Source organism: Rhizobium changzhiense (assembly GCF_013087625.1).
GTDB classification, from domain to species: domain Bacteria; phylum Pseudomonadota; class Alphaproteobacteria; order Rhizobiales; family Rhizobiaceae; genus Rhizobium; species Rhizobium sophorae.
Genome location: NZ_JABFCQ010000006.1, coordinates 440,952 through 465,307 on the forward strand (window position 1 = coordinate 440,952; position 24,356 = coordinate 465,307).

Genomic DNA, 24,356 nt, shown 5'->3' on the forward strand with positions numbered 1-24,356 from the left:
GGAGAGATAGGGGATGCCGATCAGGGCCGATCCGCTTCCAGATTTTCAATCTCATGCTTCAATGCCCTTCATGCACAATCTTTAGCAGCGCACGCCTTTTCCCCTTCATGCAGCTGTTGCACAGTGTTGCGGCATCAACAGGACCTTGATCTCCGTCGGTATAATGGACAAAAACCATGGCAACTCTGACAACGATCACCTCGACGGTTACGGCCGCATTTCTCGGCTCCTTCGTCGAGGTCGTCGAAGCCTTCACCATCATCCTCGCCGTCGGCGTCACGCAAAGCTGGCGTCCGGCCTTCATCGGCACTGGTCTGGCGCTCGGCGTTCTGGCCATCCTTGTGCTGGCGCTCGGTCCATTGCTCCACCTCATTCCGGTCGAGCTGATGCAGTTCGTCATCGGAACGCTGCTCGTTCTCTTCGGCCTGCGCTGGTTGCGCAAGGCGATCCTCAGGGCTTCGGGCATCATCGCGCTGCACGACGAGGACAAGGCCTTTGCGGCCGAGACGGATAGTCTGAGGCGCCAATCCTCAGAGCGCCGCGCGAATTTACTGGCGGGCATTGCGGCCTTCAAGGCCGTGCTGCTCGAGGGGATCGAAGTGGTGTTCATCGTTATCGCCACCGGCGCCGGACATGGCATGATCGGCTATGCCAGCCTTGGGGCCGCCGCGGCTTGCCTGCTGGTGCTGATCATCGGCCTCTTCGTCCACAAACCGCTCTCGGCGGTTCCGGAGAACAGCCTCAAATTCGTCGTCGGGCTGCTGCTCAGCGCCTTCGGCATATTCTGGGTCGGCGAGGGCATCGGCGCCGAGTGGCCGGGCGCCGACCTTTCGCTCCTGGCGATCCTTGCCGTGCTCGCCGTCTTTTCTTTCGCCGCAGTCCGGATGCTGCGGCAGTATTTCAACGCCAATGCCGAGGTCGCCGCATGACGAATATTCTCAAACTCGTGTTCAGGGAATTCTTCGGCATGTTCATCGACGACGGCGCGCTGGCGCTGGCGGCGCTGCTATTGATCGCCCTTGTCGGCGTGCTGGTAAAATTCGCCCATGCCGACGCGCTGCTCGCCGCCGCCCTGCTTCTCCTCGGCTGCCTGCTGATCCTCGCCGAGAGCGTGGCGCGCGCGGCGCGGAGGAAGTTTCAGCGGAAATAGTCCGGAGCATGTGATGCCGAAAAGTGTGAAGCGGCTTTCGAACGACATCATGCATTTCTTTGATTTAGGGCAGCTATTGCGGCACCTGGAACAGGTGGCGGATGCGCGTCACCAGCGAGCTCACCGAGCGGCCGTGCAACGTGGCGCCTTCGGCCGCGAAAGAGTGCTGGCCGGTCTCGATACGGCGTAAGAGGGTGGCGGCAAGCTCTTCGGCGATGCCGGGCCGGTCGTGCAGCAGCGGCGTCAGGCTTGCCTGGGCGATCTCGTAGACGACGACGAAGGTCAGCGCCCGCAGGCTGGCGGCTTCGCCGACGCCGATCAGCAGTCCGCTTTCGCCGAAATAATCGCCCGGCGCCAGCCGGCCGAGTTCGATTTCCTTATGGCCTTCCTGCCGTGTCGCGACGAGGGCGCCGCTGCGCACGATCATCAGCGATGCGACCGTATCGCCCTGCTCGATGAGGATGGAATCCTTTTTGTAGGTCCGCCGGGTCATGGAGGCAGCCAGCGTTTCCTTCTCGTCCTCGGTCAGCGAGGAAAACAACGGGATGGCGTCGAGAAGCTTGAGCGGCGTCGGCCGGTGCGGCTTCACCACCTCTTCCGGCTGCAACTGGTCGGGCGGTGGGCCAGCGGCGTCGAGCGGCCGTGCCAAGGTGAGGCCGGCAGCCTTGATATGGCGGTAGATGAGATCGAAAATCTCGTTCTTCGCCGGCCCCGTCTGGCCGATATCCTTGACGCGGAAGGAGAGTTCCAGCTCCACTGCATCTGATGTCAGCGATTTGATCTGCACGCCGGGTTTCGGCTCAGTCAGGATCGAGCCGCTGCTCAAGAGCACGGCGCGCATGACGTCGATGATCGCCGATGGCCCGATCGTCGGCACGACGCGGACCGTCAGCGTTGCCCCGTGACTGCGGTCGGGACTGCTGAGGTTGGTCAGCCCGACCTTGGCCAGAAAACTATTGGGCAGGACGACGAGGTCGTTCGAGCCGTTCAGCAGATGGGTGGAGCGCCAGTTGGTTTCGACGACGCGGCCCTCGATACCGTCATTCAGCACGATCCAGTCGCCGATCGTATAGGGACGGCCGAGGTTGAGCGCGATGCCGGAAAAGACGTCGCTCAGGGTGCTTTGCATCGCCAGGCCGAGGATGATGGCAAAGACGCCCGATGTGGCGATCAGCGTGCCGACGGGAAAGCTGAAGACATAAGCGACCACCGAGAGGATCGCGCCGAGATAGATCAGGCCGATGACCAGATCCTGAACGAGGCGACCTTCGCGCGGTTGGCGTTCGAAGATCAGGAAGACGCGGACGAAGGCGATTAGCGCCCAGGCGGCATTGATCCACCAGACCACCTTGGCAAGGGCGATGAAGACGCGTTCGAAGGTCGAAGCCGTCGCCGGCCCGACTTCGTAGGGTACGATGTCGTGATAAAGCAGCAGGACGGTGAGTGCCGCGAAGAAAAACACCTGGCCGGCGAGCTTCCAGCTCGGGAAGGGCCGAAGCGCTATGCGCGTGACGATCGCACCGACCACGGCCAACGTCCCGGCTTGGACGACAGGATCGGTAAGCACTCCGGACCATGTGGGATTATCAAGCATCGACTGTCCACTCGCCAGAGCGTGATGCCGAAAAGTGTGAGCGGCTTTCGGTCAACATCATGCCTCCCCCTTGAATTCTGATGATGGCTTCGCCGCATCCTGACTTCCAATCCGACTGCGAGGCAACCGTAAAATAGTGCCAGCACCCAGAGCGTCGGAAGCGAACAGGTGACGGATCCGGGTCACCAGCGACCCCCACCGAGCCGCCGTTCAGCGTGGCGCTGACGATCAACGTCATGTCTGTGGCGCCCCATCCTTGCGGCGTCACAAGCGCTGGAGCGCTTACAGCGCCGCGCGTCTTTTAAGACACGCGGCGCTGTAACACTTTCAATCCTCGCACGTTTCCGGAAATCGACTCCGATTTCGGGCCGATGTGCTCAGGTGCGCGGCTTCAGATTTTCTGGGTCATAGATCGGCTTGTACCCGACGCCGACAACCTCCACCGGATAGGTCTCGGCAAAATACTCGACATTCAGCCTGCGTCCGACCTGGCAATACGACCAGGGCAGATAGGCCAAAGCAATGTTCTTTCCGACCGTTGGGCCGTAGGCGACCGAGGTCGTGTAGGACCGACGGCCAAGCTCGTCGACCAGGACCTCTCCCGTGGCGGGATCGACAACCGGCATGTTGCCGACGGGATAACGCTTTACGCCCGATTTGTCGGTATTCTCGGTCATCACAAGCGTGCAGAGCATGGCCGGCTGGTGCTCGCGCGCCTTGTATTCCAGATGTTTTGCCTTGCCGCGGAAATCGGCTTCCTTGACCTTTGGACGGGCGAGATCGGCTTCGATCAGGTTGTACTGGGTCAGGAGGTCGGCGTTCTGCAGGCGTAGGCTCTTTTCCATGCGGCGCGAGTTCGCATAGGTTTCTACGCCGAAGGCCATCACGCCGGTCGAGCGCAGTGCATCCCAGACGACGAGGCCGTCTTCGTACTTCATATGCAGTTCCCAGCCCTGCTCCCCGACATAGGAAATGCGGAAGGCCGTGACGGGCTTGCCTGCGATTTCGATCGGCTTGATCGCCGCGAAGGCGAAGTTTTCCTGATCGAGGCCGGCCGGATCGGCCACGGCCTTCTTCAGCGTGTCGCGCGCGTTCGGACCCCAGATGCCGATCGTCACGAATTTTTCCGAGACGTCGGTGATGGTCACGTCAAGGCCGCGGTCTTCGGCGACGCGCTTCATATAGTGTAGGTCGCGCGGGCCGGCATCAGCGCCGTTGACGAGACGGCAGCGGTCGGCCATGCGGAAGACGGTGAAGTCAGCGCGGACCATGCCTTCGTCGTCGAGGAAGTGGGTGTAAATGCCCTTGCCGATGTTTGCATCGCCGCCGATCTTGGCGGCGCACAGCCATTCCATCAGCTCGACATGGTCCGGTCCCTCGATATCGACCATGTGGAAGTGGCTGAGATTGACGATGCCGCAATCCTCGCTCATCGCCAGATGCTCGGCATTCGACACGCGCCAGAAATGGCGGCTGTCCCATTCATTCTCGCGAAGCGGGACGCGGTCGGCGTATTTCTCCAGAAGGTGCTCGTTGGCGGCGTAGCCGTGTGCACGCTCCCAGCCGCCAAGTTCCATGAAGTAGCCGCCTAGCTCCTTTTCGCGCTCGTAGAAGGGCGAGCGTTTGGCGTTGCGGCCGGATGCATAGGGTTCGCGGGTGTGAACGGCCGGGAAGTAGATCTTCTGGGCGGCTTCGTAGCAGCGGCCCTCGATGAACTCTTCGGTCAACTGATGCGGATAGAAGCGGGCGTAGTCGATGCTGTTGTGATCGATTTCAGTGCGGCCATCGGTCATCCAGTCGGCGATCAGCTTGCCATAGCCCGGGCCGTCCTTGACCCAGATGGCAACGCAATACCAGAGACCGCGCACCTTCTGGCTCTCGCCGCAGGATGCGCCGCCGCCGGCGGATACTTGCAGCAGGCCGTTGAAGGAGTGACCTTCGTTATAGCCGAGTTCGCCGAGGATCGGCGTCAGTTCCATGGCGCGCTCGAGCGGCTCGATGATCTGTTCCATCTCGAGATCACGCTGGGAGGGCGAAAGGCGGGCTTCGTGTTTTTCAAGGAGCTCGCGCGGATGGCACATCCGCGGGTTGGTGGCTTCGTAATAGCCCCACTCGATCTGGCCGCCCTCCGTCGTCGCCGGGTCGCCGGTATCGCGCATATAGGCGGAGTTGCCCTGGTCGCGCAGCAGCGGGAAGCCGATTTCCTTGCCGGTGCCTTCAAACTCGTTATACGGACCGAAGAAGGTAAGCGGGTGGTCGACCGGCATGACCGGCAGGTCTTCGCCGACCATCTCCGCGATCAGGCGCCCCCAGAGGCCGGCACAGACGATGACGTGGTCGGCCATAATAGTGCCGCGATGGGTGACGACGCCCTTGATGCGGCCGCCTTCGACGATCAGCGACTTCGCCGGCGTGTTGCCGAACACCTTGAGCTTGCCTGCCTTTTCGGCGGCATCGACCAGCTTGCCGGCAACGGTCTGCGAGCGCGGAATGACGAGGCCGGCATCCGGATCGTAAAGGCCGCCCATCACCTGATCTTCCTCGATCAGCGGGAATTTCTCCTTGATCTCGGAAGGGCTGACATAATGGGCGCGCGTGCCGAAAGCGCGTGCCGAGGAAAGCTTGCGCTTGATTTCCTCCATCCAGGTATCGTCGCCGGTGCGCGCCACTTCGAGACCGCCGATGCGCGCGTAGTGGCCCATCTTCTCATAGAAATCGATCGAATATTGCGTGGTCCAGACCGACAGATAGTCGTGGCTCGTGGTGTAACAGAAGTCCGAGGCATGGGCTGTCGAGCCGATATCGGTCGGTATGCCCGACTTATCGATGCCGACGATATCGTCCCATCCGCGCTCGACGAGATGATGCGCGATGGAGGCGCCGACGATACCGCCGAGCCCGATGATGACGACCTTTGCCTTTTCGGGAAATGCTGCCACGTGCTGTTCCTTCTGCTTCCGCACGAATTGAATTATTTAGCCGCGCTTGACTTACGCTTCGCGCGTCAGATGCAGGAGCCATGTCAGCCTGGTAAGGGTGTCACATTTGCCGAAGCTGCGGAACCCCTAGACCTTTCCGCATGGAAGCTGCGATGGGCTATTATGCATAAGGCTCATGATCGTCATTGGTCCTACGCCGCCGAGTCCCGGCGTAATTGCGTCAGCCCGGATCGAACGGTTAGGCAAAGCGGCGACGACCGGATATGGGCAGGCGTTTGCATTGGCTCGTCCGCCCGCCCCGGGATCACGGCGCTGCAATCGCTGCAAGTCGGTCGATGTCGACCAGCACGATGTCTTCGGAAACAGGTTCGCGATTGTGCAGCCGGAACCATTCGGCAGCTTCGCGCACGCGGTCACCATGCGGCGGCGGATAGGCGCCAAGTCCGAGAACCCATTCCCGCACGGTCTCGCGCTCCATCCGCCCGGCCCGGTATCGATCGCAGACGGTTTTCGCCGATGCGACGAGATCATTGATGCTTTTCACGGGATACCCTCAATGCACGGATGGCTCTCCATCTTCGAGAAACGATCGAATGCCGTCGCGGGCGACGACGGCCAGGAATTCGTCGAAGGCATCCCGGTCGGTCGGAAATGGCTCGTCCCAGCGGATCAGGTCCTCCGCTTGCGTGACCACCTCCATCGTCCAGTCCTCATTGCTGCCCGATGTGCGGAAGATATCGACGAGCACGGTGATCCCGTCCTCGGTGAATTCTCCCGCCAGTTCGGAGTGTTCGAGCTTTTCTTTTTTTGCCATCATTCAGCCACCCGCACCGGGCGGTGCGTCGTTTTCGAGATATTCTTCATATTGAACCGTCTCGGTCTCATTCGTGTCGATCGAGGCATCGGCGCGTTTTGCGAGGCGAACGCCCGCACCCCCGCCATTTTCAGGGATGAATACAACGCCTGCGCCCTCCAGGGCGTGTTTCATATCCTGAAGGGTCCGTTCGTAGGGAGAGCGCTTCCCGGCCTCGAAATTAGCAATCGTCGCCTTAGCGACTTTCGAGGCCGATGACAGATCGTCCTGCGACCATGCCAAAAGGGCACGAGCAGCGCGGCATTGAGCGGAAGATAGGCACAAAACAATAACCTTGCATCAAAAGTGTGATTCTGCCTCGGGCAGATTATATTAAAAACGCAATCTCGATACAAGCAATGATGAGAGCAGCTGCATGACGGCACAGCATGTTAGTGAGCGCTGGAATGGACCCCGCCTATTCCAGTCTTTCGACCATAATACTCCGCGCTCATCTATCGAACGACTAGGTTGATTGACTGAATATTATTAAAGACTAATTTAGCTTACCTTTATCAGGCGCCCGGGAGGTAATAATGCGTGAGCCAGATATGCAAAAACTCGATGCGCTTGTCGGTCGTCTTGTTGGCGACGTTGGCGCCGCCATGTCAGGTGCCTTGGTCGTGCTTGGCGACCAGGTCGGAATCTATAAGGCGATGGCCGACGGAACGCCGATGAGTGTCCAGGACCTTGCCGTGAAAACGGGGATAAAGGAGCGTTATCTCAGGGAATGGCTGAGCGCCCAGGCGGCTGCCGACTATGTCGCTTACGATGAAAAGACCGATCGTTTCAGCCTGACGCCGGAGCAGGCGATGGTGTTTGCAGAGGAAAACAGCCCGGCCTTTTTCGTCGGCGCCTTCGAGGTCGTGCAATCCATGTGGATGGACGAGACAAAGGTCGCCGATGCCTTCCGTACCGGCAAGGGGCTTGGTTGGCATGAGCACAGCACCTGCCTTTTCCGAGGCACCGAACGGTTCTTTCGCCCGGGCTACAACAGCCATCTCGTGGCCGAATGGATACCGGCTCTTGCCGGGGTTGAGGCAAAGCTCAAGGCCGGCGCCAGTGTCGCCGATGTCGGCTGCGGTCATGGTGCCTCGACCATCCTGATGGCGCAGGCCTATCCCGCGTCCCGCTTTACCGGCTTCGACTATCACGGCCCGTCGATCGAAAGGGCAAAGGCCGCCGCGAAGGATGCGGGCGTTGCCGACCGTGTGACCTTCCAGCAGGGTTCGGCGGCGGAATTTCCGGGGCGCGGCTACGATATGGTCGCCATGTTCGATTGCCTTCACGACATGGGCGATCCGGTCGGGGCCGGCCGGCATGTCAAGGAAACGCTTGGGCCGAACGGCACGTGGCTGATCGTCGAGCCTTTTGCCCATGACCAACTCAAGGACAATCTCAACCCGGTCGGCCGCGTCTATTACGGCGCGTCGACGATGATCTGCACGCCGGCATCGCTCTCCCAGGAGGTGGGGCTCGGGCTCGGCGCGCAGGCGGGAGAAATGAAACTTCGAAAGGTCGCACTCGACGCCGGATTCACGCATTTCCGTCGCGCCACGGAAACGCCGTTCAATATGGTGTTTGAAGTCCGGGCCTGAGGCAACTTGGGATAACCAGCTATCTCAGCTTGCCGATGCTGGCATACATGCCGGTCGTGCGGAATTCGGTGGGGTTGGTGCCGTAGACGCGGCGGAAGACCTTGGAGAAATAGTTGGGGTCCTCGAAGCCGCACATGATGGCGACTTCCTTGACCGGCAGGAAGTCGGCCTTGGTCAGAAGCTTGACGGCGCGCTGCAGGCGTTGCTGCAGCACGAATTCGGCCGGCGGCATGCCCTCGCTCTCGGCAAAGCTGCGCGAGAAATGGGCGCGACTGAGGCCGACGATGCCGGCAAGCTCGCTGACCGGCAGCGGCTTTTCGAGATTGGCATTGATATGGTCGATCACCGGCTGCATGAGGCTAAGCTCGGCGGCAAAGGCCGGCGAGCCGAAGACGTCGTCGTAAAGCGCCATCGCCGCTTCATAGGCGATCGCCGAGGCCGCACCCGGCGACGTCGCGCCCTTGACGAGGCGCAGGCTGCAATCGGCGAGATGATCGATGGTCGAGGGCTGCAGCTTCAGCACCGGGCCGGCGGTCGACAGCACCATCTGGTGGATGCGTAAGGTTTCCTCGCCATTCATCGAGATCCAGAAATATTCCCAGCGGTCGCCTTTCTCCAGCCAGTAGCGATGATTGTGCGGCACCAGGACGAGCAGCGTGTCGCCGCCCTGAAGCCGATAGTTGCGGTGCTGGTAGCGCAGCTGGCCGCTGCCGCTGATGGTGTGCTGCAGCACGGTGAACGGCGTCTGGCCGCGCCGGCGGCCGTCCCAGTCATAGGTCTCGTTCTCGCGCACTTCATAGCCGGCGCTGGTCGGCATGGCATGCAAACGCTGGCGGCCGCGGGGCAGCGACACCGTCCTCATCGACTGTCCGTTGGCGATCAAATCCTGCAGCACAAAATTACCCCTGAAAGCATAATCCTTCTCTGGTCGCCCTGCCGATTTCGGGCATAATCCCGCTCGACAAGAGGAAGAGACCACGGTCGACAGAGCGGCCGGGAGGAAAAAGGCAGATTTTGCGGCGTTTTCAGCCACATGCGTCGGCATGTGGCCTGATCCTCCATGGCCTTCTTTTCCTTAGCATTCGATTGGGTCGAGGTGAAGATCATGAGTTTCAAAATCGCTATCATCGGTGCGGGCAGCGTCGGTTTCACCAAGAAGCTGTTCACCGACATCTTGTGCGTGCCGGAGTTCCGCGACATCGAGTTTGCACTGACCGATATCAGCGAACACAATCTGGAAATGATCAAGGCGATCCTCGACCGCGTCGTCGAGGCGAACGGGCTGCCGACGAAGGTGACGGCGACCACCAACCGGCGCCAGGCGCTGGAAGGCGCGCGCTACATCATCAGCTGCGTCCGGGTCGGTGGGCTCGAGGCCTATGCCGATGATATCAGAATCCCGCTGAAATACGGCATCGACCAATGCGTCGGCGATACGATCTGCGCCGGCGGCATCCTCTATGGCCAGCGCAATATCCCGGTCATTCTCGATTTCTGCAAGGATATAAGAGAGGTCGCCGAACCCGGCGCGAAATTCCTGAATTATGCCAACCCGATGGCGATGAACACCTGGGCGGCGATCGAATACGGCAAGGTCGACACCGTCGGTCTCTGCCACGGCGTCCAGCATGGCGCCGAGCAGATCGCCGAGGTGCTCGGCGCGAAGTCGCTGAGCGAGCTCGACTATATTTGCTCCGGCATCAACCACCAGACCTGGTTCATCGACCTGCGCCTCAATGGCCGCAAGATCGGCAAGGACGAACTGGTCGCCGGCTTCGAGGCGCATCCGGTCTATTCGCAGCAGGAGAAATTGCGCATCGACGTGCTGAAGCGTTTCGGCGTCTATTCCACCGAAAGCAACGGCCATCTCTCGGAATACCTGCCCTGGTATCGCAAGCGGCCGGATGAAATCACCCGCTGGATCGACATGTCCGACTGGATCCACGGCGAGACCGGCGGCTATCTCCGCCATTCCACCGAAACGCGCAACTGGTTCGAGACCGAATATCCGCAATTCCTGGAATCCGCCGCAAAGCCGATCGATCCCGCCAAGCGCTCGAACGAACATGCAAGCCATATCCTCGAGGCGCTGGAAACGAACCGGGTCTATCGCGGCCATTTCAACGTCAAGAACAATGGCGTCATCACCAACCTGCCGTCCGATGCGATCATCGAATCGCCGGGCTTCGTCGATCGCTTCGGCATCAACATGGTCTCCGGCGTCACCCTGCCGGAAGCTTGCGCGGCGACCTGCATCGCCTCGATCAACGTCCAGCGCATGTCGGTGCATGCGGCGATATCGGGCGACATCGACCTTCTGAAGCTTGCCGTGCTGCATGATCCGCTGGTCGGCGCCGTCTCGACGCCGGAAGAGGTCTGGCAGATGGTCGACGAGATGGTCGTTGCCCAGGCGCGCTGGCTGCCGCAATATGCCGACGCCGTACCGGCCGCCAAGGAGCGGCTGTCGAAATCGAAGGTGCAGACCCGCGACTGGGCGGGGGCAGCACGCCGCAACGTTCGCTCGATCGAGGAGCTGCGCGCGGAAAAGGCGGCGCTGAAACAGGCCGTCTGATTTTCTTGAAGGATGGGTCGTCATGGGTTTCCGGGAGGGAAATCCATGGCGTCAGGCCCGCTTTCATGTCGTTCGAGGAAAAAGGAGCCGCGCACCCCGCGCTCCGGAACAAGAGGGAGAAACGATGATGAATTTCCGTAACGCAGGCATCCTGGCCGGTCTGGCGCTCAGCGTCTCAGCCGCGGCGCTGAATGCCTATGCCTTCGAGCCAACCATCCCACCGGCACCGGCGGACTTTCCCGCCGAAGGCAAGATCAAGTATGTGGCGCGCGACTCCATCCTGGAGTTCAAGGCGCTGCCCGAATATCACGAGCCCGACTGGGTCACGAAGAATTTCGTCTCCACCGGCAAGCTGCCGCCCGTCAAGGATCGCCTGCCGAAGGAGCCGCTGGTTTTTAAGACAGGCAATATGCCGGACGGCATCGGTGTCTACGGCGATACGATGCGCCACGTCATCGGCGGCCGTCCGGAAGGCTGGAACTACGGCGCCGGCCAGACGCAGGGCTGGGGCGGCATCGATATCGGCCTTTCCGAATGCCTGACGCGTACCGCGCCGCTATTCCAGGTGCAGGCCTCCGACACCGAGCCGCTGCCGAATCTCGCCAAGAGCTGGGATTGGTCTGAAGATGGCCATAAGCTGACCATGCATCTGATCGAAGGCGCCAAATGGTCCGACGGCGCGCCGTTCAATGCCGACGACATCATGTTCTACTGGGAAGACGAAGTCATCGACCCGAACGTCTCGCCGCTTGGCGGCGGCGCCTCGCCGGAAGCCTTCGGCGCCGGAACGACGCTGAAGAAGGTCGACGATTACACCGTCGAATGGACCTTCAAGGAGGCTTTCCCGAAGCAATATCTCTATACGATGTCCTACCCGAACTTCTGCCCGGGTCCGTCGCATATCCTGAAGCCGAAGCATCCGAAATATTCGAAGAATACCTACGACCAGTTCAAGAACGCCTTCCCGCCGGAGTTCATGAACATGCCGGTCATGGGAGGCTGGGTGCCGGTGGAATATCGCTCCGACGACATCATCGTCATGCGCCGCAACCCCTATTACTGGAAGGTCGACGAGAAGGGCAATCAGCTGCCTTATCTGAACGAGCTGCACTACAAGCTCTCGACCTGGGCCGACCGCGACGTTCAAGCCGTGGCCGGATCCGCCGACATCTCGAACCTCGAGCAGCCGGAAAACTTCGTCGCCTCGCTGAAGCGAGCCGCGGAAACGACCGCACCCGCCCGTCTCGCCTTCGGCCCGCGCCTCATCGGCTACAATCTTCGCATGAATTTTTCCGCCAATGGCTGGGGCAATCCGGACGAGCGCGGCCAGGCGATCCGCGAGCTGAACCGCGACGAAGATTTCCGCAAGGCCGTCACCATGGCGCTCGACCGCAAGGCGATCGGCGACTCGCTGGTCAAGGGACCGTTCACCGCGATCTATCCCGGCGGGCTCTCCTCCGGCACCAGCTTCTACGACCGCAACTCGACCGTCTACTATCCCTTTGATCTCGAGGGCGCCAAGGCCGAACTCGCCAAGGCCGGCCTCAAGGATACGGATGGCAACGGCATCGTGAACTTCCCGGCCGGCAAGGCAGGCGGCAAGGATGTTGAAATCGTCATGCTGATCAACAATCAGTACACGACCGACAAGAGCCTTGCCGAAGGTGTCGTCGGCCAGATGGAGAAGCTAGGCCTAAAGATCGTCATCAATGCGCTCGACGGGGCCAAGCGTGACGACGCCCATTATGCCGGCCGCTTCGACTGGCTGATCCAGCGCAACACGACGGAGCTGTCGTCGGTGGTGCAGAACACCGAACAGCTCGCCCCTGTCGGTCCGCGCACCAGCTGGCACCACCGCGCCGGCAAGGATGACCAGCTCGATCTGATGCCCTTCGAACAGGAGCTTATCGACGTCGTCAACAAGTTCAGGACGAGCCAGAGCAACGAGGAGCGCGTCGACCTGATGAAGCAGTACCAGAAGATCTCGACCGAGCACGTCAACACGGTGGGCCTGACGGAATATCCAGGCGCGCTGATCATCAACAAGCGGTTCTCGAACGTGCCGCAGGGCACGCCGATCATGATGTTCAACTGGGCTGAAGACTCGATCATCCGCGAACGCCTGTGGGTGGCCGCCGACAAGCAGGGCAAATACGAGCTGTTCCCGCAGCAGCTGCCCGGCAAACCCGGCGAGAAGGGTCCCATAAACTGATGCATGCCGCCCGGAAACAAAGAGTCAAAGCGCGTCGCATGTGATGCGACGCGCTGGAGAGCTCCCTCCCAGCTGAAGTGAGTTCCGGGCCGCGCGTGACGCGCGCGGCCTGATATGACCAACGAGCCGGCCGCGCTGAGAAGGAGCGACTGGCGGCAAGGAGAAGCGAACCGTCTGATGTTACGATTCCTGCTCGTGCGCATAGCCTCTGCGATCCCCATTCTCTTCATCCTGAGCGTGGTGACTTTCGCAATCATCCAAGCCCCACCCGGAGACTATGCCGATTACATTCGCTCCCAGCTGATCAACCAGGGCGGCGCCTCCTATGCGCAGGCCGAAGCGCAGGCGCAGGCTTACCGCGTCGAACACGGGCTCGATAAGCCGTTGGTCGTCCAGTACGTCAACTGGATCGGCGGAATCGTGACGCGCGGCGATTTCGGTTACAGCATGTTCTACAACAAGCCGGTGGCCGACGTCGTCGGCGAACGCCTGCCGCGGACCTTGCTTCTGGCGCTCGTCTGCCACCTCTTCGCCTCGGTGCTTGGCATCGGTTTCGGCATCTGGGCGGCAACGCGCCAATACAGCTGGATCGACAGCCTGCTTTCGGGAATTTCCTTCCTCGGCATGACGGTGCCGCGCTTCCTGATGGCGCTGATCATCGTCTATCTCCTGGTCTTCCAGCTTAACGTCACCGAAATCGGCAGTTTCTTCTCGCCGCAATATGGCGGGGCGCCCTGGTCCTGGGCGAAATTCGTCGATCTCGTCAGCCATGTCTGGCCGGTCGTCGCGATCGCTACCTTCGGCGGGCTCGCCTACAATATGCGGGTGATGCGCGGCAATCTGCTCGATACGCTGAATGCCCAGTATGTCGAGACGGCCAAGGCCAAGGGCCTTTCCGGCGGAGCGGTAGTGATGCGCCATGCGGTGCCGAACGCGCTGCATCCGCTGGTGATGTACCAGGGCGTCGTGTTGCCCTACATGCTGACCGGCGAGATCGAAACCGCCATCATCTTTGCGCTGCCGACTGTCGGCCCGGCGATCGTCGGCTCGATGGCGGTCGGCGACGTCTATGTCACCGCCACCTTCATGATGGTGCTGTCGGCGACGCTGATCGTCGGCAACATCATCGCCGACATGCTTCTTGCTCTGCTCGATCCGCGTGTCCGCCAATATGGAGGAGCCTGAGATGTTGGCTTTCGACTCCGCGCCGCCTCCGCCGACGACGGAACTTTCCATCACCAAGCCATCGCGTGGGCATGAAAGCTATATCGCCCTTGTCTGGCGCCGGCTTAGACGCTCCTGGACCGGCATGGCAGGGCTCGTGCTCGTCGTGCTGCTGCTCCTGATGGCGATCTTTGCCGATTTCTTTGCGCCGATGGACCCGAAGGCGACCGATGTCGGCTTCGCGCCGCCGCAGATGATGAGCTTCCACGACAAGGACGGCAATTTCGTCTTCCAGCCGCGCGTCTATGCGCTGTCGGATTCCGAAGAGCTCGACCCGGTCACCTTCCAGCCGATCGTCGGCATCGACTACGACAACCCGCGGCTGCTCGGCTTCTTCGTCAAGGGCGCCGAATACCGGCTTTTCGGCCTGATCCCGGCCAACCGGCACTTCTTCGGCTCGACCGACGGCCAGCCGGTGCATTTCCTCGGCACCGACAAGTTCGGCCGCGACGTGCTGTCGCGTGCCATCATCGGCTCGCGCATCTCGCTGACGATTGCGCTGACGGTGGTCTTCATCGTCACCATCATCGGCACGACCGTCGGCATGGTGTCCGGCTATTTCGGCGGCACATTCGATGTCTGGCTGCAGCGTTTCGTCGAACTGGTGCTCGCCTTCCCGCAACTGCCGCTCTATCTGGCGCTGACCTCACTGATCCCGGTGACGGCGCCGACCAACGTCTTCCTTGCCTTCGTCATCGTGGTCATGTCGGCGCTCGGCTGGGCGCAGATGTCGCGCGAGGTGCGCGGCAAGACGCTGGCGCTCGCCCGCATCGATTATGTCCGGGCGGCAATGGCCGTCGGCGCCACCGATACACGCATCATCATGCAGCATATCTTCCCGAACGTGATGAGCCATGTCATCGTCGCGGTGACGCTGCATATACCGAGCGTCGTGCTGCTCGAATCCTTTCTCGGTTTCTTAGGCTTTGCGGTCAAGCCGCCGCTGATCTCCTGGGGGCTGATGCTGCAGGACACGGCGACCTATTCCGTCATCGGATCCTATCCCTGGATTCTCTCCCCCGTCGGCTTCGTGCTCGTCACCGTCTTCGCATTCAATGCGCTCGGCGACGGACTGCGCGACGCGGTCGATCCTTATTGAGGTGATGAAGATGGCTCTTGCACTGGTCAATTCCTTCGCCCCGCCCGTCCGCCACGATCATGATGGCCGTTCGGACACGCCGGTCATCGACGCCCGCAACGTGGCCGTGAATTTCAAGGTCGAGGACGGCATGGTCGAGGCCGTCAAGGATGTCTCCTTTCAGCTCTATCGCGGCGAGACGATCGCGATCGTCGGCGAATCCGGCTCCGGCAAATCGGTGACGGCGCGAACGGTGATGGGGCTCCTGTCGAAGCGCGCCGTCGTTTCCGAGAAATCGACGGTCGCCTATGATGGCAGCAATATCCTGAAATTCTCCGAGCGGGCGCGCCGCAAGCTGCGCGGCGACCGCATCTCGATGATCTTCCAGGAGCCGATGAGTTCGCTGAATCCGATCTATACGATCGGCAGCCAGATCGTCGAGGCGATCCGCGTGCATCGCCGGATCAGCAAGAGGGATGCGCAAAAGCGGGCGCTCGAACTGCTCGAACATGTGCAGATCCCCGATCCCGCCGCGCGGCTCATGCAATATCCGCATCAGCTTTCCGGCGGCCAGCGCCAGCGCGTGATGATCGCCATGGCGCTTGCCAACGACCCCGACGTGCTGATTGCCGACGAGCCGACGACGGCGCTCGACGTCACCGTGCAGGCGCAGATCCTGAACCTGATCCGCAACCTGCAGAAGGAACTGGGGATGGCCGTCATCCTCATCACTCACGATCTAACGGTCGTGCGGCAGTTCTCGGATTACGTCTATGTGATGCAGCTGGGCGAAGTGCGCGAGCACAACACCACCGAAGCTCTCTTTGCCAATCCGCAGGACGTCTACACCAAGCATCTGCTTGCCTCCGAGCCGCGTGGCCAGGCCAATCCGCTGCCGGAGGGATCGGACGTCATCCTCGAAGCGAAGGGCGTGCGCGTCTCCTTCATGATGCGTCACGGTACCTTTCTCAAGCCGGCGATGCGTGAGCTTGTCGCCGTCGACAGCCTCGACCTGACGCTGCGCCGTCACGAGACGCTCGGACTCGTCGGCGAATCCGGTTCCGGCAAGACGACATTCGGCCAGGCGATCCTGCGGTTGAACACGCCCGAGAGCGGCGAGATCCATTTCGACCATCAGCCGATCCACGGCCTTTCCCGGGCCGAGATGCGGCCCTTGCGCGCCCGCATGCAGGTGGTGTTCCAGGATCCCTTCTCATCGCTCAACCCGCGCATGACGATCGGCCAGATCATCGAGGAAGGTCTCGTCGTCAACAGGCTGGGCGCCACCAAGGCCGAACGGCAGGACCGGGTGCGCGAAGCGCTGATTGCCGCCGGCATGCCGGGCAATATCCTGTCGCGCTTCCCGCACGAATTTTCCGGTGGCCAGCGCCAGCGCATCGCCATTGCCCGCGCCATCGCGCTGGAGCCGGAATTCATCCTGCTCGACGAGCCGACATCGGCGCTCGATCTTTCCGTCCAGGCGCAGATCATCGAACTCCTGCGCAAGCTGCAGGACGAGCGTGGCCTGAGTTACCTGTTCATCTCCCACGATCTCAAGGTCGTCAGGGCTCTCTGCCATCGCGTCATCGTCATGCAGCATGGCAAGATCGTCGAAGAGGGCCCTGTCAACGAAGTTCTCACCCATCCCAAGACCGCCTACACCGAACGGCTCGTCAAGGCCGCTTTCGAGGTAGCATGATTGCCGAATGCCGGAGGTTATAATGGCAGCAAATCCCAAAATCACGTTCATCGGAGCAGGCTCCACCGTCTTCATGAAGAACATCGTCGGCGACGTGTTGCAGCGTCCGGCCCTGTCGGGCGCGACGATCGCCTTGATGGATCTCAACCCGCAGCGGCTGGAAGAAAGCGCCATCGTCGTCAACAAGCTGATCTCGACGCTCGGCGTGAAGGCGAAGGCCGAGACCTATTCCGACCAGCGCAAGGCGCTTGCGGGCGCCGATTTCGTCGTCGTCGCCTTCCAGATCGGCGGCTATGAGCCCTGCACCGTCACCGATTTCGAGGTGCCGAAGAAATACGGGCTGCGCCAGACGATCGCCGATACGCTCGGCGTCGGCGGCATCATGCGCGGGCTTCGCACCGTGCCGCATCTCTGGAAGGTCTGCGAGGATATGCTCGCCGTCTGCCCCGAGGCGATCATGCTGCAATATGTCAACCCGATGGCGATCAACACCTGGGCAATCGCCGAGAAATATCCGACCATCCGCCAGGTTGGCCTTTGCCATTCGGTGCAGGGCACGGCGATGGAACTGGCCCACGACCTCGACATTCCCTACGAGGAGATCCGTTACCGCGCGGCCGGCATCAACCACATGGCCTTCTATCTCAAATTCGAGCATCGCCAGGCTGATGGGTCCTACCGCAATCTCTATCCCGACCTGCTGCGCGCCTATCGCGAGGGCAGGGCGCCGAAGCCCGGCTGGAACCCGCGCTGCCCGAACAAGGTGCGCTACGAGATGCTGACGCGGCTCGGCTATTTCGTCACCGAAAGCTCGGAGCATTTCGCCGAATATACGCCCTATTTCATCAAGGAGGGCCGCGAGGACCTGATCGAGAAATTCGGCATTCCGCTCGATGAATATCCGAAGCGTTGCATCGAGCAGATCGAGCGCTGGAAAGGGCAGGCGGAGGCCTATCGTTCGGCCGACAAGATCGAGGTCAAGCCTTCGAAGGAATATGCCTCCTCGATCATCAACTCGGTCTGGACCGGCGAACCCTCAGTGATCTACGGCAATGTCCGCAACAATGGCTGCATCACCTCGCTGCCTGCCAATTGCGCTGCCGAAGTGCCCTGCCTCGTCGATGCCTCCGGCATCCAGCCGACCTTCATCGGCGACCTGCCGCCGCAGCTGACCGCGCTGATCCGCACCAATATCAACGTGCAGGAACTGACGGTGCAGGCTCTGATGACCGAAAATCGCGAGCACATCTATCACGCCGCGATGATGGACCCGCATACGGCCGCCGAACTCGACCTCGACCAGATCTGGTCGCTGGTCGACGATCTGCTCGCCACCCACGGCGACTGGCTGCCCGAATGGGCACGCACGGCCCGCAAGGTACAGGCCGCCTGACCCCCTCTCCCGGGTGAGGCGTTAAGAAGCCCCGCGGTCGCAACAACCGCGGGGTTTTTTGCGACTGGAACGACCGCTATTGTAATCGCGGCGTGCTTGTCGTGTCGCCGTTGTCCGACTTCGAACTAGTCGTCCGGCGGCCACAGCGCCCTGCTACTGCGCGCCCACTTGTCGGTCATGCAAGAAGTCGTCGCGCTTGCCTGGACCGGGCATGCATCGATGGGCGCGGCTTCGTCCACAAAGTGCAATAGAGCGGACGTCGCTACGCAGGCGGCAGACGACCGACATGAGGCCGAACTCAGACTATCTGCAAGGCGCGCGGCGCGAAACATGGACTCGCGCACCCCAGTTCATCTACTCGCTAGCCGCTTCAGCTCGGATTTGCTGATCTCCGGTGCACGTATAGCTCGTGAAAATACACCGGTTGTTTCACTGGCGTTTGCGAACTCGCAGGAGCATGCTCCGCCCCGCATAGATACTCACCAGCAGGAATGCGAGCAACGAAAGCATCAAGTAGTCATAGCTCCTCCAAAAACCAGAGCAGGTTTTCAGACTTCTGTCGGTACGTCGCCGCTGCAGTGGATACTACCTGTGCTTCAGAAAGATGCGTTCATATCTATTCGCAAAAGGTCTGGCCATTAAACTTAAAGCACTTTCCTGATGATCTGGGTGTGCTGACGTTTCCGTTGCCGCGGAGCGACTTCGGAGGCGCGGACTGAGAGACGATGCGCGTCTTGCGCTTTACCGGATTTTGCGGTCCGGCTTGGCCTTGCGGCATTGTCGAAGATGGCTTCTGCTTCGCGGATGGCGCTGCTGGTTCCGGCTCAGCAGGTCTCATACCGTTCACCGCCCCGTTCGCGATCGGCCTGTCCACGACGACCGGTGGGCTATCCCCTTGGTTTGACTCGTGCAGCTTGGCAAGTGAGGGACCGATCACCATGTCACCGCCCCCTGCTGGCGGTATAAATCCATATGAAGGGTTGAGTGGGAAATCCTTGGTAAATTGTGGGCTATGACGTGTCACATAGGAGATCACATCTGATCCGGTAACGTAACCATCATCATTTCGACTTCCCTCGTCGAATGCGCCAACAAGCAACGCGCTAAATACGCCCGTTGGAACCTCCTGCTGCTCGTTGCCGGCAGTCAGGAATTGCCGGACATGCTTCTTGACGTTTTCACCGAAGATATAGCCCATCGCATTCGGTGGCGGCGGCAAACCAAGCGTGGACAAAATCCCGCCGGCATTACACGCTTCAAGCGCAAAGAAGGCATGCTTGATGGTCATCGCGGAGGCAAGTTCAGTCAGCCGCGAAATCGGAATTGCGGATCTGTAAAATCCTTGAGGATTAGTGCTGGGATCGCCAGCGTCCACGGGAACCAAGAAAGTCCGTGTCCCCGCATCGTCATCGGATGTCCCTAGTGAGGTACCATGACCGAAGTAGTAAAATAAAAGGCGAGTTTGGTTCCGATACCCTATGTTCGATAGTATTTCACTCAGTAGGAGTTGGAATTGCTGCCCCTTCAAGTCGCGCCAGATCATCACGTGATAACCGCGAGCTTCAAGTGCTTTCCTCAAGATGGAAGCGCTCCGCTCTCCCTGTGCAACGGTTGGTGACCAGCCGTTTGAATATTGCCCTTGGATGATGAGCACAGCATAGCTTTCATCGTATATCGTCCTGGCAACACCATTCGAATCCTTGATGATCATCGCGGTGGAGCCGTTTCCCGGGGTTCGATATTGAGGCGGGACGCTCCAAGTCATTTCGAAATTTTGGGCCCATGCAGAAGAGCTGCAGACACCCAGAAACAGGACAATCCGCAGAACGACGAGGCTCAGGGAATGGAGTTCATCCATCTCGCAGGCCTATCGTTGTACGAATCGAAACAAGTTCTAGTTCGTTCTTGATGTTGAGCGACTTTACGTTGAAGGTATGCAGACCGTCCCTATTGAACTGGTTCCCCCCCAACACGTCTACATGGTGCGGCTGACGAGGAGTCGCGCGGTCGAAAAACGCCACGTGTCCGTGGGCAGGATCCGATCTATTCGTGAAGACGGCAATGTCGCCACGTCTAGCCGCAGTTGGTGGCCATCTATCCCTCTTGTTCCACACTTCTGTGCCCCAGCCTACATTTTTGACGAACGATTGTGACGCAGCGCTATTCGTTCCCAATATCGCTGGTGAAGCATTCTGAAGACACCAGTTCACAAAGGCTGAGCACCAAGGCGTTTTGTCCCCGCCGGGCTGAGTTCTTGTAGAAGCAAAGAATAGAACGATCACAGGGTTCGCAAGAGTGGGACGCGCAGGATTTGGCTCGGGCCATGCGATCTGAAACTTGGGGGGAAGCGACGTGACGAAATATCTGGCGATGTCATATGGACGCAGACCCTTTCGTGCTTCATCAAGTTGATCATGTGCTTCCTTCCAAAGCGGTGAGGATGCAGGCGGAATGATCCGACCAAGCGTAATCGGGTTTGCGTCGCCGATTGCGTCCTTGAGCAAAGCCTCCCAGCTGTCATCTGCCCTGGCGGAAACAGTCGTCACTAAGGCCAATGCCGATTGCACGAGAAACGTTCGACGCGTACGCATGGATATCCCCCCCATGTGAAGCTGAGTGCAGCTGAGCCGTCTCGCGAAGCTGTCAACTACAACCAGTGCGAATAATTAGGCAATCATACCCTATTTAGTCGGGAATTAGAATATGATAATAAAGCTCCGGAGCCTGTCGGTTTTGCTTGGCACCTGATGCCCCACTACCGGCCTTCTCTATTGCTTGTCTTCAGCATTAAAGGTCGGCGCTATCGTCTCTGATGGAGAAAAACACTTCCTAGCGGCTGAAGAGATCTATCGCAAAACCAGGAAGAGGCCGGGGGGTATCTATGCGACTGATATCTATTGCGAGCGCTCTCCTTGTTTTAACTATGCCAGTCAAGGCCGGTGGTCAAAGCGATCTTCAAGCGCAACTGAAAGGCCACTCGATTGTGTTGCAGTACACGGAAGTGGTTCATGGGAGACGTAGGACGGGGAAGATTGTGTGGAAACAGGAAATTTATATATCATCAAGGGGACGGCTCTTCGTCCGTGTTAATGCGGCGGGTAAAGGGCGAACAGCAAGGCATGAAATAACGCCCGGCTCCGATAATTCTGGTGGGGCAACCCCATTCAGATGGACTCAGAACGGATTGGCTAGGGGGTGGCGCGATCGCAGGGGCCGCATGGTGCGTCAGACGATCGAAGTATCAAGGTCGGGCACGAGCTTCACCTGCAGGGCCACCATCACACGCTCTGCCTTTGCGTCCGGAGCCGATCGCCACATTTGCACGGTCTCCGTCGGGAATCCGCTCGGAGGAAAATGAGCGACCATCGCGGCGCACGCGCCAGAGGCAGCAGCGCTGCCCGAACAAGGTGCGCTACGAGATGCTGACGCGGCTCGGCTATTTCGTCACCGAAAGCTCGGAGCATTTCGCCGAATATACGCCCTATTTCATCAAGGAGGGCCGCGAGGACCTGATCGAGAAATTCGGCATTCCGCTCGATGAATATCCGAAGCGTTGCATCGAGCAGATCGAGCGCTGGAAAGGGCAGGCGGAGGCCTATCGTTCGGCCGACAAGATCGAGGTCAAGCCTTCGAAGGAATATGCCTCCTCGATCATCAACTCGGTCTGGACCGGCGAACCCTCAGTGATCTACGGCAATGTCCGCAACAATGGCTGCATCACCTCGCTGCCTGCCAATTGCGCTGCCGAAGTGCCCTGCCTCGTCGATGCCTCCGGCATCCAGCCGACCTTCATCGGCGACCTGCCGCCGCAGCTGACCGCGCTGATCCGCACCAATATCAACGTGCAGGAACTGACGGTGCAGGCGCTGATGACGGAAAATCGCGAGCACATCTACCACGCCGCGATGATGGACCCGCATACGGCCGCCGAACTCGACCTCGACCAGATCTGGTCGCTGGTCGACGATCTGCTCGCCACCCACGGCGACTGGCTGCCCGAATGGGCACGGACGGCCCGCAAGGTACAGGCCGCCTGACCCCCTCTCCCGGGTGAGGCGTCAAGGAGCCCCGCGGTGGCAACAACCGCGGGGCTCTTTGCGTGGGGATGGGGCGTTTTGCGATTTGGGAACGTGACTCAGCATGGCCGGATCGACATCCTTCGCCATTTTCTTGAATGCACCTTCAGAGCCAAATCGACGGCGCTTCACCGAACATAAGGCGAAGCTTTCGAAGGACGGCGGTAGGACGCAGCGCAACAGCGACGGCTATCGCGAGCGGTTGTGGGTTAAAACGAAAGAGCCTCATGCTGCTGCCAAAATTCCGGCCGGATCGTCCGCTTGGAACAGATCTTGCTAATATACGTTTGTGGGAAGCCTGCCCCACGGAGGACGCCATGATCAGCATTTGGGATGCGAACGTCGAATTGAAGATAGATGATCGTTTTCACGTCATCAGGAGCGCTCGGGAGGCGGTCGCATTTTTGAAGAAATCCTGGCCCGACAATAGAAGCGCGAGCTACGCGACAGCGCGGAAGGTATGCCTGGACGCGGCGAATGGCGTTGTTCCCGGTGCGGAAGCGCGAGCTGCGTTTGAGGCTGCGGCGAAGGAGGCCGGCATCCTGCGACAAACTTAGGGATTACCTTATTCGTGCCTGCCATTGAACAGAGGCGCTGGCGCAGTGCCATGAGGAGCGACATGACAGAGGGTGATGCACTCCGCCAGGAAATCTATCGGCTTGCCGCGGCAGCCGAAGCTGACCCAGAAACAACGTCGAATTTGAAGGCGCTGGCCGTGCAGCTCTGGGCAAACTTCGACGAATTCACCGTCGAGGATCTGGAAGATATACTGAGGGACGAATGGAGAACTCGCGGACTGCCGTTCAACGACAACGCGGATATGTAGGCGCTTCTAGAATTGGAGACGTCTGTGCTACCTCAGAGGCCTCTTTGGCGCGTTCGCAATCGGGCCCCTAGCTGACCTTTGTTCGATCGGTGACGCATGCTACTCGTGAGCAGTGGTGCCGATATCTTCCGTGCGCTGGGTTCTCAAAATTATGGTACTTGAAAGTACCTAAAATGTCCCTATAGTTGAGTCCCTTGGAGAAAATCGGCCAATGGACTTCGCACTCCTTTTCAATCTGTTCCGGAAGCCCAAGCAGGCCAACGTCACTGACGTCACCCTCTGGCACAAGCACGAGACACTCCTCCCGGTGCCACTCGTCGACGCCGCCGCCCGAAACCCATCGGGACAAATCTGGCGTCGGCTGAACGGTGTGCAATGGGAATATAAGCAGGACCCCGAAACGATTGAAGAATTCGATGCTCGACAATATTGAAGCTTAAAGCCCTACTGCGCACGGAATCTATGCCTCTGTATTTGCCACGTCGGCTGCGGCCCGGCATCATCGTCATGCCTTCCTCCGCGGACAGCGACGATGATATCGGATCGAGCGCCGAGGTTGGTTCGTCGCAAACAGCCAGGCTGTGTTTCTAAAGCGGTCGAAACACTCTCGATGGGCTAGTAACCGCCCATCTCACCGCGAACTGGGCCTATCCCCTGCGGCTGTGCATAGGTTGTGTTGTCCGATCCGCTAGTTGCGCATCCTGAGAGTGTCATGAAGACGATTGCTGCTGCGGCCAAAATGTTTTTCAGAGGCACGGCGTTCTCCGATCATGGCAGGCTGCCCAGGCCTCAAGGGCCATGCCGAGGATTTTCCGTTAAATCACCTACAATGGCAAGCGCGTGGTTAGCTGGCGGTAAGTAGCGATACGGCCTCTTCAAGCCTCTGACTGGATAGTCGCTCGGCGAGGCATCTTTCCCCAGCACGCTGACATAGATGTGGGTGCTGCTGGTGAACGCCCTGACGCAAGTCCCTAGAGCCTTTCCGGGTTAGATTGAAGCATTCTGTTGGCTCAAACGGAGTCGGATGGTCGATCGGCCGGCGCGCGTCGTAGCCCGGCTCTACGGCCAAGCCGGCCGGTCGATCAGCCGGCCCGTTTCAGCCAACCCTCCCGCAGATTTGCCTGGCAAATCTGCAAGACTTA

General features: G+C 60.1%; 20 protein-coding genes and 1 pseudogene. 13 read left to right on the forward strand and 8 right to left on the reverse strand.

Annotation, left to right across the window (positions count from 1 at the left end):
* Window positions 1-176: 176 nt before the first annotated feature.
* Window positions 177-929, forward strand: coding sequence for a COG4280 domain-containing protein (locus G9X68_RS27400; RefSeq protein ID WP_171605051.1), 753 nt, complete (start codon window positions 177-179; stop codon window positions 927-929).
* Complete coding sequence (locus G9X68_RS27405; RefSeq protein ID WP_171605052.1) at window positions 926-1,150, forward strand: hypothetical protein; 225 nt, start codon at window positions 926-928, stop codon at window positions 1,148-1,150. The genes G9X68_RS27400 and G9X68_RS27405 overlap by 4 nt, the downstream gene beginning before the upstream one ends.
* A gap of 73 nt (window positions 1,151-1,223) precedes the next feature.
* Here the strand turns inward: G9X68_RS27405 and G9X68_RS27410 are convergent, their stop codons facing one another.
* The 5 genes from G9X68_RS27410 to G9X68_RS27435 all read right to left on the reverse strand — a co-directional run bounded on the left by G9X68_RS27410 (window position 1,224) and on the right by G9X68_RS27435 (window position 6,821).
* Window positions 1,224-2,744: a mechanosensitive ion channel family protein gene (locus G9X68_RS27410; protein ID WP_171605053.1), complete on the reverse strand. Its 1,521-nt coding sequence runs from the start codon at window positions 2,742-2,744 to the stop codon at window positions 1,224-1,226.
* Window positions 2,745-3,121: 377 nt separating this feature from the next.
* The gene (locus G9X68_RS27415) at window positions 3,122-5,683 is read right to left on the reverse strand and encodes an FAD-dependent oxidoreductase (protein WP_171605054.1); all 2,562 of its coding nucleotides are present in this window, start codon (window positions 5,681-5,683) and stop codon (window positions 3,122-3,124) included.
* A 304-nt stretch (window positions 5,684-5,987) separates the two neighbouring features.
* Window positions 5,988-6,227, reverse strand: coding sequence for a hypothetical protein (locus G9X68_RS27425; RefSeq protein WP_017957896.1), 240 nt, complete (start codon window positions 6,225-6,227; stop codon window positions 5,988-5,990).
* Window positions 6,228-6,236: 9 nt separating this feature from the next.
* Window positions 6,237-6,497 (reverse strand): hypothetical protein, encoded by a 261-nt coding sequence (locus G9X68_RS27430; RefSeq protein WP_171605056.1) that lies wholly within the window; start codon window positions 6,495-6,497, stop codon window positions 6,237-6,239.
* Between the two features lie 3 nt (window positions 6,498-6,500).
* The gene (locus G9X68_RS27435; RefSeq protein ID WP_129419404.1) at window positions 6,501-6,821 is read right to left on the reverse strand and encodes a helix-turn-helix domain-containing protein; all 321 of its coding nucleotides are present in this window, start codon (window positions 6,819-6,821) and stop codon (window positions 6,501-6,503) included.
* A gap of 251 nt (window positions 6,822-7,072) precedes the next feature.
* Here G9X68_RS27435 and G9X68_RS27440 point away from each other — a divergent pair, with 251 nt between their 5' ends.
* Complete coding sequence (locus tag G9X68_RS27440; RefSeq protein WP_171605057.1) at window positions 7,073-8,134, forward strand: class I SAM-dependent methyltransferase; 1,062 nt, start codon at window positions 7,073-7,075, stop codon at window positions 8,132-8,134.
* 19 nt (window positions 8,135-8,153) lie between these two features.
* Here the strand turns inward: G9X68_RS27440 and G9X68_RS27445 are convergent, their stop codons facing one another.
* A complete protein-coding gene (locus G9X68_RS27445) occupies window positions 8,154-9,179 on the reverse strand; it encodes an AraC family transcriptional regulator (RefSeq protein ID WP_171605058.1) in 1,026 nt (341 codons plus the stop codon).
* A 60-nt stretch (window positions 9,180-9,239) separates the two neighbouring features.
* Here G9X68_RS27445 and melA (G9X68_RS27450) point away from each other — a divergent pair, with 60 nt between their 5' ends.
* The 6 genes from melA (G9X68_RS27450) to melA (G9X68_RS27475) all read left to right on the forward strand — a co-directional run bounded on the left by melA (G9X68_RS27450) (window position 9,240) and on the right by melA (G9X68_RS27475) (window position 18,312).
* Window positions 9,240-10,706 (forward strand): alpha-glucosidase/alpha-galactosidase, encoded by a 1,467-nt coding sequence (melA, locus tag G9X68_RS27450; protein ID WP_171605059.1) that lies wholly within the window; start codon window positions 9,240-9,242, stop codon window positions 10,704-10,706.
* A gap of 124 nt (window positions 10,707-10,830) precedes the next feature.
* Window positions 10,831-12,918 carry an ABC transporter substrate-binding protein gene (locus G9X68_RS27455; RefSeq protein ID WP_171605060.1) on the forward strand — a complete coding sequence of 696 codons (2,088 nt, stop codon included), beginning with the start codon at window positions 10,831-10,833 and terminating at the stop codon, window positions 12,916-12,918.
* Between the two features lie 177 nt (window positions 12,919-13,095).
* Window positions 13,096-14,103, forward strand: coding sequence for an ABC transporter permease (locus tag G9X68_RS27460; protein WP_017957903.1), 1,008 nt, complete (start codon window positions 13,096-13,098; stop codon window positions 14,101-14,103).
* Between the two features lies 1 nt (window position 14,104).
* Window positions 14,105-15,241: an ABC transporter permease gene (locus G9X68_RS27465; protein ID WP_171605061.1), complete on the forward strand. Its 1,137-nt coding sequence runs from the start codon at window positions 14,105-14,107 to the stop codon at window positions 15,239-15,241.
* 10 nt (window positions 15,242-15,251) lie between these two features.
* Complete coding sequence (locus G9X68_RS27470; protein ID WP_171605062.1) at window positions 15,252-16,919, forward strand: ABC transporter ATP-binding protein; 1,668 nt, start codon at window positions 15,252-15,254, stop codon at window positions 16,917-16,919.
* Window positions 16,920-16,941: 22 nt separating this feature from the next.
* Window positions 16,942-18,312, forward strand: coding sequence for an alpha-glucosidase/alpha-galactosidase (gene melA / locus G9X68_RS27475; protein ID WP_171605063.1), 1,371 nt, complete (start codon window positions 16,942-16,944; stop codon window positions 18,310-18,312).
* A gap of 616 nt (window positions 18,313-18,928) precedes the next feature.
* Here the strand turns inward: melA (G9X68_RS27475) and G9X68_RS27480 are convergent.
* Entirely contained in the window at window positions 18,929-20,170 is a 1,242-nt protein-coding gene (locus G9X68_RS27480; RefSeq protein ID WP_171605064.1) for a caspase family protein, read from the reverse strand.
* The gene (locus tag G9X68_RS32435; RefSeq protein ID WP_425328650.1) at window positions 20,163-20,918 is read right to left on the reverse strand and encodes a CHAP domain-containing protein; all 756 of its coding nucleotides are present in this window, start codon (window positions 20,916-20,918) and stop codon (window positions 20,163-20,165) included. The genes G9X68_RS27480 and G9X68_RS32435 overlap by 8 nt, the downstream gene beginning before the upstream one ends.
* 786 nt (window positions 20,919-21,704) lie before the next feature.
* Between G9X68_RS32435 and G9X68_RS27490 the strand changes: the two are divergent.
* From G9X68_RS27490 to G9X68_RS27505, 4 genes and pseudogenes are all read left to right on the forward strand, one after another.
* A pseudogene (locus tag G9X68_RS27490) lies at window positions 21,705-22,349 on the forward strand (family 4 glycosyl hydrolase); the annotation flags it as partial.
* A 356-nt stretch (window positions 22,350-22,705) separates the two neighbouring features.
* On the forward strand, window positions 22,706-22,945 hold the full coding sequence (locus tag G9X68_RS27495) for a DUF982 domain-containing protein (protein WP_018497060.1): 240 nt from the start codon (window positions 22,706-22,708) through the stop codon (window positions 22,943-22,945).
* Window positions 22,946-23,007: 62 nt separating this feature from the next.
* Entirely contained in the window at window positions 23,008-23,214 is a 207-nt protein-coding gene (locus G9X68_RS27500; RefSeq protein ID WP_168311566.1) for a hypothetical protein, read from the forward strand.
* A 211-nt stretch (window positions 23,215-23,425) separates the two neighbouring features.
* Window positions 23,426-23,647 (forward strand): hypothetical protein, encoded by a 222-nt coding sequence (locus G9X68_RS27505; protein WP_017992210.1) that lies wholly within the window; start codon window positions 23,426-23,428, stop codon window positions 23,645-23,647.
* The last annotated feature ends 709 nt before the right edge of the window (window positions 23,648-24,356 follow it).

Coding starts and splice junctions, on each gene's coding strand:
- G9X68_RS27460 (WP_017957903.1), top strand. CDS start 13,096: ATGTTACGATTCCTGCTCGTGCGCATAGCCTCTGCGATCCCCATTCTC.
- G9X68_RS27405 (WP_171605052.1), top strand. CDS start 926: ATGACGAATATTCTCAAACTCGTGTTCAGGGAATTCTTCGGCATGTTC.
- G9X68_RS27445 (WP_171605058.1), bottom strand. CDS start 9,179: ATGCCGACGCATGTGGCTGAAAACGCCGCAAAATCTGCCTTTTTCCTC.
- G9X68_RS27455 (WP_171605060.1), top strand. CDS start 10,831: ATGATGAATTTCCGTAACGCAGGCATCCTGGCCGGTCTGGCGCTCAGC.
- G9X68_RS27470 (WP_171605062.1), top strand. CDS start 15,252: ATGGCTCTTGCACTGGTCAATTCCTTCGCCCCGCCCGTCCGCCACGAT.
- G9X68_RS27400 (WP_171605051.1), top strand. CDS start 177: ATGGCAACTCTGACAACGATCACCTCGACGGTTACGGCCGCATTTCTC.
- G9X68_RS27495 (WP_018497060.1), top strand. CDS start 22,706: ATGATCAGCATTTGGGATGCGAACGTCGAATTGAAGATAGATGATCGT.
- G9X68_RS27505 (WP_017992210.1), top strand. CDS start 23,426: ATGGACTTCGCACTCCTTTTCAATCTGTTCCGGAAGCCCAAGCAGGCC.
- G9X68_RS27480 (WP_171605064.1), bottom strand. CDS start 20,170: ATGGATGAACTCCATTCCCTGAGCCTCGTCGTTCTGCGGATTGTCCTG.
- G9X68_RS27430 (WP_171605056.1), bottom strand. CDS start 6,497: ATGGCAAAAAAAGAAAAGCTCGAACACTCCGAACTGGCGGGAGAATTC.
- G9X68_RS32435 (WP_425328650.1), bottom strand. CDS start 20,918: ATGGGGGGGATATCCATGCGTACGCGTCGAACGTTTCTCGTGCAATCG.
- G9X68_RS27465 (WP_171605061.1), top strand. CDS start 14,105: ATGTTGGCTTTCGACTCCGCGCCGCCTCCGCCGACGACGGAACTTTCC.
- melA (WP_171605059.1), top strand. CDS start 9,240: ATGAGTTTCAAAATCGCTATCATCGGTGCGGGCAGCGTCGGTTTCACC.
- G9X68_RS27410 (WP_171605053.1), bottom strand. CDS start 2,744: ATGCTTGATAATCCCACATGGTCCGGAGTGCTTACCGATCCTGTCGTC.
- G9X68_RS27440 (WP_171605057.1), top strand. CDS start 7,073: ATGCGTGAGCCAGATATGCAAAAACTCGATGCGCTTGTCGGTCGTCTT.
- G9X68_RS27500 (WP_168311566.1), top strand. CDS start 23,008: ATGACAGAGGGTGATGCACTCCGCCAGGAAATCTATCGGCTTGCCGCG.
- melA (WP_171605063.1), top strand. CDS start 16,942: ATGGCAGCAAATCCCAAAATCACGTTCATCGGAGCAGGCTCCACCGTC.